Annotated in this window: 12 protein-coding genes and 1 tRNA gene; 2 read left to right on the forward strand and 11 right to left on the reverse strand. The window is 59.3% G+C overall.

Annotation, left to right across the window (positions count from 1 at the left end):
- Together ASD46_RS01495 and ASD46_RS01500 are read left to right on the forward strand one after the other, a co-directional pair.
- Positions 1 to 1,458, forward strand: coding sequence for a TrkH family potassium uptake protein (locus ASD46_RS01495; RefSeq protein ID WP_003512541.1), 1,458 nt, complete (start codon positions 1 to 3; stop codon positions 1,456 to 1,458).
- A 107-nt stretch (positions 1,459 to 1,565) separates the two neighbouring features.
- Positions 1,566 to 1,820: a heavy-metal-associated domain-containing protein gene (locus ASD46_RS01500; RefSeq protein ID WP_003496638.1), complete on the forward strand. Its 255-nt coding sequence runs from the start codon at positions 1,566 to 1,568 to the stop codon at positions 1,818 to 1,820.
- Between the two features lie 282 nt (positions 1,821 to 2,102).
- Here the strand turns inward: ASD46_RS01500 and ASD46_RS01505 are convergent, their stop codons facing one another.
- The 11 genes from ASD46_RS01505 to ASD46_RS01555 form a co-directional block, all read right to left on the reverse strand.
- A complete protein-coding gene (locus ASD46_RS01505; protein ID WP_025593204.1) occupies positions 2,103 to 3,596 on the reverse strand; it encodes an ABC transporter substrate-binding protein in 1,494 nt (497 codons plus the stop codon).
- Between the two features lie 239 nt (positions 3,597 to 3,835).
- Entirely contained in the window at positions 3,836 to 4,846 is a 1,011-nt protein-coding gene (locus tag ASD46_RS01510; protein ID WP_025593203.1) for an ABC transporter ATP-binding protein, read from the reverse strand.
- A 12-nt stretch (positions 4,847 to 4,858) separates the two neighbouring features.
- Entirely contained in the window at positions 4,859 to 5,923 is a 1,065-nt protein-coding gene (locus tag ASD46_RS01515) for an ABC transporter ATP-binding protein (protein ID WP_025593201.1), read from the reverse strand.
- Positions 5,924 to 6,064: 141 nt separating this feature from the next.
- Positions 6,065 to 6,970, reverse strand: coding sequence for an ABC transporter permease (locus ASD46_RS01520; RefSeq protein ID WP_025593200.1), 906 nt, complete (start codon positions 6,968 to 6,970; stop codon positions 6,065 to 6,067).
- Complete coding sequence (locus tag ASD46_RS01525) at positions 6,960 to 7,904, reverse strand: ABC transporter permease (RefSeq protein WP_003512536.1); 945 nt, start codon at positions 7,902 to 7,904, stop codon at positions 6,960 to 6,962. The genes ASD46_RS01520 and ASD46_RS01525 overlap by 11 nt, the downstream gene beginning before the upstream one ends.
- Positions 7,905 to 7,976: 72 nt before the next feature.
- Positions 7,977 to 8,465 carry a Cu(I)-responsive transcriptional regulator gene (gene cueR, locus ASD46_RS01530; protein ID WP_013635893.1) on the reverse strand — a complete coding sequence of 163 codons (489 nt, stop codon included), beginning with the start codon at positions 8,463 to 8,465 and terminating at the stop codon, positions 7,977 to 7,979.
- Positions 8,466 to 8,476: 11 nt separating this feature from the next.
- Entirely contained in the window at positions 8,477 to 9,499 is a 1,023-nt protein-coding gene (locus tag ASD46_RS01535) for a 2Fe-2S iron-sulfur cluster-binding protein (protein WP_025593198.1), read from the reverse strand.
- 12 nt (positions 9,500 to 9,511) lie between these two features.
- Positions 9,512 to 12,016: a heavy metal translocating P-type ATPase gene (locus tag ASD46_RS01540; RefSeq protein WP_060641881.1), complete on the reverse strand. Its 2,505-nt coding sequence runs from the start codon at positions 12,014 to 12,016 to the stop codon at positions 9,512 to 9,514.
- Between the two features lie 247 nt (positions 12,017 to 12,263).
- Positions 12,264 to 12,349, reverse strand: a tRNA-Leu gene (locus tag ASD46_RS01545).
- 141 nt (positions 12,350 to 12,490) lie between these two features.
- A complete protein-coding gene (locus tag ASD46_RS01550; protein WP_013635890.1) occupies positions 12,491 to 13,219 on the reverse strand; it encodes a hypothetical protein in 729 nt (242 codons plus the stop codon).
- A gap of 116 nt (positions 13,220 to 13,335) precedes the next feature.
- The gene (locus ASD46_RS01555) at positions 13,336 to 13,869 is read right to left on the reverse strand and encodes a MerR family transcriptional regulator (protein ID WP_003512531.1); all 534 of its coding nucleotides are present in this window, start codon (positions 13,867 to 13,869) and stop codon (positions 13,336 to 13,338) included.
- Positions 13,870 to 13,993: the final 124 nt, after the last annotated feature.

Consider the following 13,993-nt stretch of genomic DNA (forward strand, 5'->3'; position numbering starts at 1 on the left):
TTGAACAGCAATCTTCTGCGCTCGGTCATATATGTGGCGTCCATCTTCGGGCTCTATCTCGCGACGGCCATGTTCCTGCCCGCGCTGACGGACCTTTATTACGGCAATGACGACTGGACGGTATTTGCGCTTTCAGGCTTCATGTGCGGCGGCTTTGCACTTGCCTGTGCGCTGGCCACGCGCGCACCGATCGCGTCCTTCAACAAACGTTTCGGCTTCCTGCTCGTCAACGTGCTCTGGCTTGTATTTTCCATTGTCGGAGCGGTTCCGCTCTATCTGTCCGAGCTTGACCTGACGCCCGGTCAGGCCCTTTTCGAATCGGTCTCGGCCATCACGACGACGGGATCGACCGCCATATCCGGCCTCGATAATGCGCCGCAGGGCATTCTTCTGTGGAGGTCGTTGCTCTGTTGGCTCGGCGGCATCGGTATTGTCGCGCTTGGCCTCTTCATCCTGCCGCTCTTGCGCGTCGGCGGCATGACTTTCTTCCGCATGGAATCATCCGACACCGGCAATGACCGGCCCTTCGCGCGGCTGGCAAGCTTCACCCGCGCTTTCGTGGCGATCTACATCATCATGACCATCGCCTGCACGGTGGCTTTCGATTTTGCCGGCATGTCGCATTTCGATGCCCTCAACCATGCCATGTCGACGGTTGCGACCGGCGGTTTTTCCACCCACGACGCCTCGTTTGCCTATTTCAACAACACGGCGCTGCTTTGGATTGCCACCATCTTCCTGATCTTCGGCAGCCTGCCCTTCTCGGTGATGATCCTGCTTGCGGTGCGCCGCAGGCTGGAGACGCTGCGCGACCCGCAGATAGCCGTCTTCCTTGGCTATCTCTGCGCGATTTCCATCGCAGTCGGCGTTTATCACCACCTTAGAAACGGCGTGCCGCTGGATACTGCGCTCAGCCACTCCTTCTTCAACATGACATCAATCCTCTCGACCGGTGGCTTTGCGAGCGACGACTACACGCTGTGGGGTCCGTTCGTTGTCGTCGTGGCCTTTTTCGCAACCTTCATGGGCGGCTGCTCCGGCTCGACGGCGGGTGGTATCAAGGCCTATCGTTTCCTGATCATGTTCAATGTCGTTCGGGCGGGCCTCAAAAAGCTGATCTATCCGAACGCGGTTTATTCGGTCCGTTACGGCCAGCAGGTGGTCGATCCCGACACGATCCGGACGATCTTCCTTTTCGTCAGCTGTTTCATCGCGCTCTGGATCGCCGGCAGCCTCGCCATGAGCCTGATGGGTTACGATTTCCTGACTGCGACCTCGGGCGTTGCGACCGCACTTGCCAATGTCGGGCCCGGCATCGGCCCGATCATCGGGCCTGTCGGCAATTTCTCCACGATCAGTGATCCGGCGCTCTATCTCCTGTCTGTCCTGATGCTGCTTGGACGTCTGGAAATCCTCACCGTTCTCGTGCTGCTGATGCCGATTTTCTGGCGCAACTAAAATGCCGGTGCGCTTATTTTGGCTGCCTTAATAAAGCGCTTGACCTTCCCACGTTGGAATAGTCCAGGCTCCTGCTGTTACAAGTTCCAACCCAAGGAGAACCGCCTATGTGCACCGCCCACCAGCATCACCCCGAAACCGCTGCCGCACCTGTTGATGCCGACCTTTCTTTCCACGTTGAAGACATGACCTGCGGTCACTGCGCCGGTGTGATCAAGGGCGCAATCGAAAAGACCGTTCCCGGTGCCGCCGTTCATGCTGATCCGGCAAGCCGCACGGTTGTGGTTGGCGGCGTCTCCGACGCGGCACGTATTGCTGAAATCATCACCGCTGCAGGCTATACGCCAGAAGCGCGCGCCTGATTTGACGAGATGCCGGCGGCGGCCTTCATCCCTGCCGCCGGATCGACCTGCCTGCCCCCGCTTCACGCCGAGCTTGCGTGACAGCCGCTGGACGATACCAACGTTCGTCCCTTCTTACCTCCCCCCAAGCTGCATATGCCCTCTCCCTTCCCAGGGATGACAGCGGAGGTTTTCCGGATTTCAAACCCGTATTCGTCAAACGCGGGCATCAATCGTCTCTGAGCACACGAAAAACCCGGCTCTTGCGAGCCGGGCTGGGCTTCATCGGCAATGTCGCACGCCTTACTTCGTTGCCAGATCCTTGGTCATGACGAAGTAGTTGATGGGATGGGGCTTGTAGTTTGCAAGCTTCTCCGAATAGGCGTCGAATACGGTCTCATGGATCAGGAAGACGGTGACGGCCTCCTCATACAGCTTCTTTGCCGCCTCGCCGTAAATTGCATACCGCTTGGCAGGTTCGGCCGTCGCATAGGCCGATTTGATCAGCTTGTCGGTGTCTTCGTTGCAATAATGCGAGATATTGTAGCTGCCGCCGCAGGTATAGTCGGCATTTAGGAAGCCGGCCGGTTCGGCAACATCTGTGGCATAACCGCGGGACAGGAGCGCCATGTCGAAATTACCGGACAGCAGATCTGGCTCGATTGCACTGTAATCGGCGACGCGAACATCAACCTTGATGCCGACTTCCTGCAACTGGGCCTGGATAATGGCCGCGACATCCTTCAGTTCCGTTTTTGCCGTATAGGCGAGGAGCGCGATCTTCAGACTGCCTGGCGCTACGCCTGCCTCTTTCAGCAGAGCCTTGGCTTTCTCGACATTATAGGCGGGCTCGACTTCCTTCGCGGCCCATGGCTCTCCCGCTGCGAAAGGCAGGGTAGCACCCTTTACCGCGCCTTCATAAATGCTGTCGGCGATACCGGTGGTGTCGATGGCCGCCTGGATCGCCTGACGCACTTTCACATTATTGAAAGGCGCCTTCGCGTTGTTCAGCAGGAGTTCCGTAATGCGCGGCGAAGGAATTGGCGCGACCTTGACGCCGTCGGTGGATTCGATGGTCTTGACCGTCCATGGTGGCACGAGGCGCGAAATCTGCGCTTCGCCGGTTCGGACCTGGGTGGCGCGGGTGTCGGCATCGGGAACGAAGTTGACGCGGCCTCCGGAAAGCTTCGGCATGCCGCCCCAATAATCGTGGTTGGCGGAAAGAAGCATATACTGGCTGGGGTCGACCTCCGTGATCTTGAAAGGCCCGGTGCAGGTCCCGACCGGATCGACTTTCCCGTCCTTATAAGCGGCGGGGGCAAGGATTGACGTGGCAGGGCTCGCCATTTGCGCCGGCAGCATCACCGATGGTTCGATGGTGGTTATCTTCACGCTGTCGTCGCCGCTCGCTTCGACAGAAGCAATCAACTTCGGCGAGAAGGCGCGGGCTGGAACCGGCGCCTTCAGAAGATTGGTCAGCGCATTGACTGCGGTTGCGGCATTGAGCGGCTCGCCATTCTGGAACTTCACACCCTTGCGCAGCTTGAATTCCCAGACCTTAGGGTCCGTCTGCTTCCAGCTTTCGGCAAGACTGGCCTCCAGTTTCATGTCGTAGCCGACCCGCACGAAGCTTTCGAAACAACCCGCGCGTGAGCCGAGATAGGCGTCGTCCGACGCCATTTGCCAGCCGGTCTTGACACCGAAATTGTCGTCATAGGTAATCGTATCGGCCTTGGCCGTTTGAACTGAAAACGAAACCACAATGGCGCTTGTCGCCAAAAGTACGTGCTTTATCATTGAATATTCCCCTTTTATTTTTGATGACAACGCTCAAAAGTCAGTCGTCTCACGAGATTTAAGATCTTCATAAAATAGACCTCGAAAGACATAAGAATATCCTTCGGACGCTACACGAGCATCCGCTTGAATATCATTCATTTTATGTTTTTATACTCGGAATTTAATTCCGATATTAATTCACAAACGCACAATTCATCTGTTTTTACAGAACCAGAAGACTGTAACTGCGCTGCTCCTCAGCCCCATTCGCGCCAGTGATGGCAACGAGCGAAATGCTCCCCGGCAACGTCTTCCAGAACCGGTTCCTGTTCGCTGCAAATCTGCGTCGCATATTTGCAGCGGGTGTGAAACTTGCAGCCACTTGGAGGATTGAGCGGGCTTGGCAGATCACCATCCAGAAGCATTTCCGGCGCATATAATCCGGTTTCATCAAGCATCGACGAGGCAATAAGAGCCTTCGTATAGGGATGCTTAGGCGCCCGGAAAAGCTCATCCCGGTCGGCGATTTCAACGATCCGCCCGAGATACATCACCGCGATACGGTCGCAGAGATAACGCACCACGCGCAGGTCATGGGAAATCATCAGCACCGTCAAACCATGACGACGCTTCATGTCCATCAGGAGGTTCAGGATCTGCGTGCGCATGGAGGCGTCGAGCGCCGATGTCGGTTCGTCGCACACAAGGAAGCTTGGATTGAGAAGAAGCGCGCGTCCTATGACCACGCGTTGCAACTGCCCGCCGGAGCACTGGCTCGGATAACGGTCATAATACGAGGCATCGAGGCCGACCTCCTCCAGCATCTTGAACACGCGCGCGATGCGTTCTTCGCGCGTGCCGATGCCGTGCTGGGCAAGCGGCGCTTCCATGCTTTGCCCTATGCGCATGCGCGGGTCGAGCGCGGAATAGGGATCCTGGAACACCAGTTGCACGACACGGCGCATGCGCCGCAGCGTCTCGCCCTGCATGTGCAGAATATCGTGGTCTCCGATGCTGACCTCGCCTTTCGTCGCGTTGGTCAACCGCGTTATCAGCCCGGCGACAGTGCTTTTGCCGCAGCCGGATTCGCCAACGAGACCAAGAACCTCGCCCTCGCCGATCGTGAGGGAAACATCGTCCACGGATTTGACCACGCGATTGCCGAAACCCGATATCGGATAATATTTGCACAGGTTGTTTGCGACCACATAGGGCTTGATCTTGCCATCCGCCTGAGGCCGGTTCGGTGTTTTCACTGTCGATAGCATCGCAACCCTCCTTCAGCAGACTGTGTGACTGGCATGGCTGCCGGCATGGTCGTCGTCGACCGCCCAGCATCGCGCCTTGCGACCTTCCGGCAAGGCATTCAGATCCGGCTCCGTTGCCATGCAACGGCCGCCCATGCCGGCCGACTGTGCAAGCGCGCAGCGGGGATGGAAACGGCAACCGCAGGACATGTCATGGGCCTGCGAGCTGGAACCGGGGATCGTCAGCAGCTGCCCCTCGCTGTCGGTCGTCAGAAGCGAGCAGCTGATGAGCGCCTTGGTATAGGGATGTTGCGGCGCCTTGAGGATTGCCTGCGTCGGCCCTTCCTCGACAATGCGACCAGCATACATCACCGCAATCCGGTCCGCGAAAGCGGCAACGACCGAGAGGTCATGGGTGATGAGCAGCGTGGCGAGCCGCCGCTTCCGACGCTCATCGTCGAGCAGGCGCAATATTTGTGCCTGGACGGTGACATCGAGTGCCGTCGTCGGTTCATCGGCGATCAGCAGTTGCGGATTGCCGGAGAGTGCCGCAGCAATCATGACGCGCTGCGCCATGCCGCCGGAGAGTTCATGTGCAAAGCATTGCGCCCGCGCCGACGGATCGGGAATTCCAACATCCGAGAGCATGCCGACAACCCGGCCCAGTGCCGCATGCCGGCTCATCTTGCGGTGGACCCACATTGGCTCGGCGACCTGCGTCCTGACCCGGCTGGTCGGATCGAGCATTGCCTGCGGTTGCTGAAAAAGCATTCCGATATCGGCGCCGCGCAACGCATCAAGCTCGGAGGGCGAGAGAGCAAGAATGTCGCGCCCGGCAAAGGAAATGCGGCCGGAGTTGATTTCCGCGCCGTGCGGCAACAGCCGCATCAGCGACAGAGCCGTCATGCTCTTGCCGGATCCGGATTCGCCGACCAGTGCAACGACCTCTCCGGCATCGACGGAGAGCGTCAGACCGGAGATAACAAACTTGCGGCCATTTCCAGACGGCACCGAAACGTGCAGATCCTCGATTTCCAGAAGCGGTGTCCGCTCCGGGGCGATGGCCGTATTGGCATGCGTGTGTCCTTCGATATTCATAAGAGTTCCCCTTATTATTATTGCATCGGAGGCATGGGCTTATTTTCAAGCGGCTTCAGACGATAATACTCTCCTTAGGGCTATCGTGCCCTGTGTATGTTTGATCTGCGCGGGCGCCGGTCATTGCTCTAACCGCAGGCGTCAATGGCCGTTCGGTTTCCTGGTATCCATGTTCAGGCCGTGGCCGATCCATGTCACGCTCAACGCCGACAGGAAAATCGCCAGACCCGGTGCGATCACGAGAATAGGCATACGTTCCGCATAGGCCTGCGCATCGGCTAGCATCAGCGCCCAGTCTGCGGCAGGCGGCTGCACGCCGAGGCCGAGAAACGACAGTCCGCCCACCGTGATCAGCTTGTGGCCGAAGCGCAGGAAGGCAACGGCTGCGATCGGCCAGATCGTGTTGGGAATGACATGCCGGAAAATAATGAAGCGGCGTGTGCATCCAAGCACCTCGGCGGCGCGCATATATTCTCGGGAATTGATCGAAAGCGTCAGCCCGCGTGCCAGTCGCGCAAAAGGTGTCCAACCGACGATCGTCAGCGACGCGATCAATGTTCCATATCCCGGGCCGAAGATGGCGACGAGGAAAATGGCGATCACCACGTCAGGGATGGCGATGAGCAGATCCACCACCCGCATCAGGACTTCATCGACAACGCCGCGGCTGCGACCGCTGATGATGCCGATGAATGTTCCGATGGCGACCGACAGAATGACGGTGATGGCGGCAATCGTGACCGTGAAGCGTCCGCCGATAAGCAACCGGCTCAAGACATCACGCCCGAGATGGTCAGTGCCCAGCCAGTAGGCGGCGCTTGGCGCGTTCAACCGCAGGCGAAGGCTTTGCTGCGCGGGATTATAGGGCGAAATCCACGGCGCGATGACGAGCAGCAGGATGATGACGAGAAAAATCGCCGAACCCGCGTAGAACGTCCAGTGCCGCCGGCGGATGAAATCCGTGAACCGGAAAAGTGTCGACGGGCGCTTGGGCAAGGTCATTGGCATGGCGGCTACCGGCGCGCTCGGGAAGTGACTAATGGTCATGTTGACCTCGCATTGCTGGATTGATCAGGACATAGAGGCCATCGGCCAGGGTATTGATCAGGATGGAAAGGGCGACGATGCAGATGAAACCGCCCTGCAGCATGGGGATGTCCCGATTGACCACGGCGTCGTAAAGAAGCCGGCCCATTCCGGGGATGGCGAATATCACCTCCACGACCACCGATCCGCCAAGCAGGCCCGCAAGCCACAGGGCAAAGAAGGTGACGATCGGAAGCGAACCGTTGCGAATGCCGTGGCGCATGACCGTGCCATGCATGCCGAGACCGCGGCTGCGGGCCGCCGTGATGTAAGGCGCGCGCAGAACCTCAGCCATGGCGGCGCGCGTCACCTGCGTGAAATAGGCCAGTGGGCGCAGCGTCAACGTCAAAGCGGGAAGCACCAGCGAGCGCCAGCTATCCCAGCCCGCAGACGGCAACCAGCCGAGATAAAGCGCAAAGACGAGCGCCGACATCGGCGCAAACCAGTATTCCGGCGTGGCAACGAAGGTCTGGATCATCAGCGTTGCGAAATTGTCCAGGCGGCCACCCGGGCGCATCGCCGCCAACGTGCCGAGCGGCAGGGCGACGGCGACCGCAATCGCCAGCGCCGTCAGTGCCAATGTCACGGACACGCCGAGAGAGCGCAAAAGCTCACCCGCCACCGGCTGGCTGCTGGTGAAGGAAAAGCCCAGATCACCGCGCAGCGCGCCCGACAGCCATGCGAAATATTGGACGTAGAGCGGCCGGTCGAGCCCGAGGCTTAACCGAAGGGCCTCGACTGCATGCGGATCGAGCGCCGTATCGCGCATGCGCGAAAACAGAATGGTGCGGGCAGGATCGCCACCGGCCATGTAGGGCAAAAGAAACGCGATGACGGAGACGATCATCAGCATAAGGCACAGAATAAGGAAGCGTTGTATTATCTGTATCCACATTGCCTGTTCTCCTTCGCCGAAAATGGCCATTGCACTGCAATCGATGATCGGTCCCCGCCGGGGAAATGCGGTTTATTTCATGAGGCGCGGCAAATCCGTCACCACACCGGACGTGCCCTTCAGCATGCCGGAACGCTTGGGCAGGATCGCCACCGGCGTAAAATCGGGGTCTTCAGACTGGGCAAGATCTTGAATGATCGGGCAATCCGGTTCACCATTGTCAGGGCAATAGGTCGCGATATTTCGCAGCGTGTCGGCCATCTCCCGAAGAGCATGCATCTTGGCCTCGAGATCTACGACATGTTCCATGACGATGCGCTTGACGTCGCAGGATGCACCGCCGGGATCGCGCCACAGGGTCATGAGCTGCCTGATCTTTTCGATCGAGAAACCGAGGTCGCGGCCGCGGCGGATGAAACGCAGCGTCTCCAGATCGTTGGTCGTATAGACCCGATAACCGGATTCCGTGCGGTTTGCGGATTTGATCAGACCGATCGTCTCGTAGTGGCGGATCATCTTTGCGGAAACACCGGATGCGGTGGCGGCTGTACCAATGTTCATCGATCCTGCTCCTATCTTTCCGGGGTGAAAAACACGTCTGCATGAATGTCGGCGGTGCGGATGCCCCTTGCCAGGAGCTGCGGCACCGTTGCCTCGATCATCGCCGGCGGTCCGGCCAGATAGGCTTTCCAGCCATCGAGATCGTCGAAGTCGTCTGCCACGGCGGAACCGACATAACCGCGCCGTATCTGCGCATGTTCTTCATTCGAGAGAACCGGAACAAAGCTCAGATTGCCATGGCTTACGGCAAGTTCTTCGAAACGGTCGACCATATAGAGGTCACGCTCAGCGCGGGCGCCGAAATAGACATGGATCGGGCGTTGCCGGCCCGTGGTCCGATCAGTGGCAAGCGCTGCCTCTACCACCGCCTTCACCGGCGCCAGCCCCGAACCGCCGGCAATGCCGAGGATCGGTCCGCAATGCTTTTCCCGCAGGTACGAAGCCCCGAAGGGACCGACCAGCACGACAGGGTCACCCGCCTTGGCGTTCGCGAAAATATGGCCACTCGTGACGCCACCGGGGACATGCCGGATATGGAATTCGATCAGGTCCTCATCGATGCGGCTGGCAATGGAATAGTCACGCGGCGAACAGTCCGGATAAAGCAGGCGCACATATTGGCCGGCCTTGAAGGTAAACAGTTCGCGATCGTCGAGCCTTATGCGGATGAGCTTGATATCATGCGTCGCATCCACCGCTTCCGCGATGACGCCATCAAAGCGGCCGGCCGGAATATCGGCAAACTCATCCTCACCGTCGAGCCAGCCAATCGTTACGTCGCTCAACGGCACGGCGCGGCACGCGAGTGTCAGTCCTTCCGCCTTTTCCTCCTCGGTCACCGAAAAAGGCGTATGCTTGAGAAGGTCGATCTCGCCTGAGACGAGGCGCGATTTGCACGCCCCGCACCGGCCCATGCGACAGCCGTGCGGATAGGAAATCCCGGCGGCAAGGGCGGCCTGAAGGACGGTCTCGCCCTGCGCTGCGACAATGCTGCGTCCGATACGTGGCAAATAGACTGTGTTTCCAGGCGTCATCACATCCGCCCCCTATTCTGCCGCTGCGAGTTGCATGCCGGACGATCTGTCCAGCAGCGGCGGGCGGAAGCTTTTGAGACGCAGCGCGTTGGTCAAGACAAACACGCTGGAAAGCGCCATGGCTCCGGCTGCAAGGACAGGCGACAGCAGAACACCGTTGGCAGGATACAATATTCCGGCCGCCACGGGAACGAGTGCGGCATTATAGGCAAAGGCCCAGAACAGGTTCTGGCGGATGTTGCGGATCGTTGCCTTGGACAACGCAATGGCATTCGCGACACCGCGCAAATCGCCAGACATCAACACCACATCGGCGCTTTCTATGGCGACATCCGTACCCGTGCCGATTGCGAGACCGACATCGGCCGCCGCAAGGGCCGGCGCATCGTTGATGCCATCACCGACGAAGGCCACCCGCCGGCCATCGGCCGCAAGTCTTTTAACGGCCTCGACCTTGCCGTCAGGCAGTACTTCCGCCACCACTTCGTCGATACCAAGACGGCGGGCAATGGCTTCGGCCGTGCGGCGGTTATCGCCTGTTATCATCGTGACCTTGAGACCAAGCGCATGCAGCGCTGCTATCGCCTCCGGGGTCGTCGGCTTGATCGGATCGGCAACAGCGATGATGGCGGCCAGCCGGCCATCGACAGCGGCATAAAGCGGCGACTGCCCTTCCCTGCCCAGCCGGTCTGCATCGTCGGCGAACTTCGCAATGTCGTAACCGAGCTTCACCATGAAGCGGTCGGCGCCCGCCTCGACCTTGCGGCCGTCAACCGTTGCCGCAACGCCGAAACCGGGGGTCGCCTCAAAGCCGGCCGCGTCGGCAAGCGTCAGGCCACCATGTTTTGCCGCCTCGACGATCGCTTCGGCTATGGGATGTTCGGAACGGCTCTCAAGCGAGGCGACAAGGCGCAACACCTCATCCTGATCGAAGCCTTCGGTCGTGGTGAAATGCACCAGTGTCGGCTTGCCGAGCGTCAGCGTGCCGGTCTTGTCGACGGCGATGACATCGGCATCACGCAAAGTCTGGAGAGCATCGCCGCGCCGGAACAGCACGCCCATTTCGGCTGCACGGCCGGTTCCGACCATGATCGAGGTCGGGGTGGCAAGGCCCATGGCGCAGGGGCAAGCGATGATGAGGACAGCGACGGCGTTAACCAGCGCAAAGGTCAAGGCCGGGTCCGGCCCGAGAATGAACCAGACGATGAAGGTGGCGAGTGCAGCGAGCATGACTGCAGGCACGAACCAGTTGGTCACCTTGTCCACCAGCGCCTGTATCGGCAGTTTGTCGGCCTGCGCTTCCTCGACCATGCGGATGATCTGCGCGATCAGCGTGTCGGCACCGACCTTCGTGGCGCGGAACGTGAAGGAGCCGTTTCTGTTGACCGTACCGCCCACGACTTCGGACCCAGCCGTCTTGGTCACCGGCACCGGCTCGCCTGTAATCATCGATTCGTCGACATAGGAAGAACCATCAAGCACCAGACCATCGACTGGCACTTTCTCGCCGGGACGGACGACGATGACATCGCCAGTCGCAACATCCTGAAGCGGCACATCGATGGTTTCACCATTGCGCATCACACGGGCCGACTTGGCCTGCAGGCCGACGAGCCGCTTTATCGCCTCGCTGGTGCGGCCCTTGGCGCGCGCCTCGAGGAAACGGCCGAGCAGGATAAGCGTGACGATCACCGCTGCGGCCTCATAATAGACATTGGCCGTGCCTCTCGGCAGGATTTCGGGCACGAAAGTGGCGACGACCGAGAACCCCCAGGCGGCGGCCGTGCCCAGCACCACCAGCGAATTCATATCCGGCGCCAGCCGCAGAAGTGCGGGGATGCCTTTTTTGAAGAACCGCAGGCCCGGCCCGAAGAGAACAAGCGTGGTCAGCGCGAATTGCAGATACCAGCTTTCCCGCATGCCGACGGTTTCCATCACGAAATCATGGATGGCGGGCACCAGATGCGAGCCCATCTCCAGAATGAAGACCGGCAGCGTCAGGGCAACAGAGGTGGCCAGGCTGATTTTCAAACCGCGCAATTCGGCTTCGCGCCGGTCCGGCTCGTCACCCTTGGCCTTGTCAGCGACGATCTCGTTTGCCTTGTAACCGGCTTGGCTGATTGCTTCGGCCAACCTGGCGGCAGAGACGGCATTGCCGGCGACGCGGACGGTGGCCCGCTCCGTTGCGAGATTGACACTCGCGTCGGAGACACCGGAAACGGCCTTCAGCGCCTTTTCGACACGGCCGACGCAGGACGCGCAAGTCATGCCCTCGATATCGAGTTCGATGGTTTTCTCGTCGACGCTATAGCCTGCATTTCGCACGGCATCGACAACGGCCGAAACGTTGGGCGCTCCTGAAAAAGCAATATCGGCGCGCTCCGTCGCAAGATTGACCGAAGCCTTGACGACCCCCGGCACCTTGGCAATAGCCTTCTCGACACGACCGACGCAGGAGGCACATGTCATTCCCTCGATGGCTATCGAATGGTTCGCCTGTATCTGGATTTGTGACATGCGCATGACCTCTTTTTCTCTTTACAAAAAAAAGATAGGGCTTCCCATCGTGGCAAGGTCAATAGGCTCTTTTGGATGATTTTCACGGAGAAATGCCGCGAGCGTGAACAAGCCCATTTTTTAGGCTGACTCATCCGTCATGATGCAATCGATTGCCCGGATATCGACTATCCTGGCGCAGAATCCATCCTGAATGCCCGCATGTCGCAGGAAAACGGCAGAGAAATCTTTTAATTGGAGATGGAAATGGTGCGGACGGCGGGACTTGAACCCGCAAGACCAATGGTCGGCAGATTTTAAGTCTGCTGCGTCTACCGATTTCGCCACGTCCGCATTGTCGCACCGCGTGCCAACAGGCCCCGGCGCTACAAAATTGCCTTGTCATTCCTCAGGCGCAGGATCGAACGAGACCCTGACCCCAAGCACCAACAGCGCCACATCTACACAGGCCGCACCGTTTCGGTCAACCGGGCCTTAGCCACACCAGGACTGATTTTTTGCCGAGACCGGATGAGCCAGGCCTTCCCGCACGAGTTGATCGGCAAAGGATACGCCCGAACGTGAAATCCGTTTGCGTTCCATGGCTTGCCCGCCGGCTGTTGCCGACGACGCCACATCGAATGCGCCGGCATTCAGCATATCCCGCAACCGCACCTTGGCAATGAAACCGCGCTGACGCTCTTCCATGCATCGCGCCCGGTCGATCTGCGGGACCTCGATGCCGGCGAGCTGCATTTTCACGCCCTTCATCCAGAAGGTATTGCCATCGGCCACGCAATTGGTGAGACCTGAGCGACCGCAAAAGGCAAAGGCGCCGCTTTTTTCTCCCAGCGAGACTTTTTCGACCGAAGGGCGTGTTTCCGGCAGGATAGCGGCAACCTGGCTCTGCTGTGCCGCAGGCGGCATGGCAATCGAGCGTGGCGGCACCGGACCATTGATCGGTGAAACCGGCGATGCGGGGCGGATGGCCGCCACCTTCTCCGGTGCGGCCGTCTCGCGTTTGGCGGCTACGGCGATCTTGGGGGAATTTGTAGTCGTGGATGTTGCCTTCGCGACATGCCGCTGCGGCATAAGACTGTCGCGATGTTCGTAAGCCTGAATGCCGCCAGCCACGACGCCCAGCATCAGCACCCAGGGCCAAACGCTGCCGCCGGCCGATTTCTTCGCCGTACGGCGTCGCGTTGTCGGTTTTCGATTGCTCACGATCAGACTCCTTTTTACGGAGCCGCATTATCGGTCAAGAGAGTTTCTGAAAGGTTGGCATTCCAGAGCGCCTTCGCTTTTCCTGAAAATGCTCGAACAGAGTTGTGGATAAGCGATCAGCGAACCTGATCAAGCAGCCGCTTGCATTCGAGAAGATCGAACAGCGCCTCCTGCAACAGCGCTTGGTCATCCTTGCCGATGCCAGATTTGCCGACCGATATCTCGGTATCGCTGTTACCGCCACCGAAGCCGAAAAATCGGCCGCTCGGCTTGGCTTTCGGGCGGCCGACGACCTCGTCTCCGTCCGGATCCAGCACGCGCGGTTCGGCAACTTCCTTTTCGCCGCTCGCTGCCATGATGGCTTCCATGGTAGCAAGATCGCCCGACGCGATTGCCGCCACGAAACGGTTTCCGTTGGTTTTCAGAAGTTTCTGCACGCCTTTGATGGTGTAGCCGTGGTCATAAAGAAGATGACGAATGCCCTTGAGGAGATCGATATCATCAGGGCGGTAATAACGGCGGCCCCCACCCCGTTTCATCGGCTTGATCTGCGGAAAGCGCGTTTCCCAGAAACGCAGCACGTGCTGCGGCAGGTTCAGCTCATCCGCCACTTCACTGATCGTCCGAAACGCGTCGGGGCTTTTGTCCAAACTTCCACTCCCATCCGGACCTTGAGCGCCATGCACCCAGCCGGACACTGAACAAGAACGCTTTTCACCAGCCGATACCGTGCATCATGTATTGCGAAAAATCGAACCCGATCCTCGCACCGAT

Source organism: Rhizobium sp. Root491 (assembly GCF_001427205.1).
GTDB classification, from domain to species: Bacteria; Pseudomonadota; Alphaproteobacteria; order Rhizobiales; family Rhizobiaceae; genus Agrobacterium; species Agrobacterium tumefaciens.

Excerpts from the sequence above, each read along its gene's own strand:
- ASD46_RS01500 (WP_003496638.1), top strand. The coding sequence starts at position 1,566 with ATGTGCACCGCCCACCAGCATCACCCCGAAACCGCTGCCGCACCTGTT.
- ASD46_RS01505 (WP_025593204.1), bottom strand. The coding sequence starts at position 3,596 with ATGATAAAGCACGTACTTTTGGCGACAAGCGCCATTGTGGTTTCGTTT.
- ASD46_RS01510 (WP_025593203.1), bottom strand. The coding sequence starts at position 4,846 with ATGCTATCGACAGTGAAAACACCGAACCGGCCTCAGGCGGATGGCAAG.
- ASD46_RS01515 (WP_025593201.1), bottom strand. The coding sequence starts at position 5,923 with ATGAATATCGAAGGACACACGCATGCCAATACGGCCATCGCCCCGGAG.
- ASD46_RS01520 (WP_025593200.1), bottom strand. The coding sequence starts at position 6,970 with ATGACCATTAGTCACTTCCCGAGCGCGCCGGTAGCCGCCATGCCAATG.
- ASD46_RS01525 (WP_003512536.1), bottom strand. The coding sequence starts at position 7,904 with ATGTGGATACAGATAATACAACGCTTCCTTATTCTGTGCCTTATGCTG.
- cueR (WP_013635893.1), bottom strand. The coding sequence starts at position 8,465 with ATGAACATTGGTACAGCCGCCACCGCATCCGGTGTTTCCGCAAAGATG.
- ASD46_RS01535 (WP_025593198.1), bottom strand. The coding sequence starts at position 9,499 with ATGACGCCTGGAAACACAGTCTATTTGCCACGTATCGGACGCAGCATT.
- ASD46_RS01540 (WP_060641881.1), bottom strand. The coding sequence starts at position 12,016 with ATGTCACAAATCCAGATACAGGCGAACCATTCGATAGCCATCGAGGGA.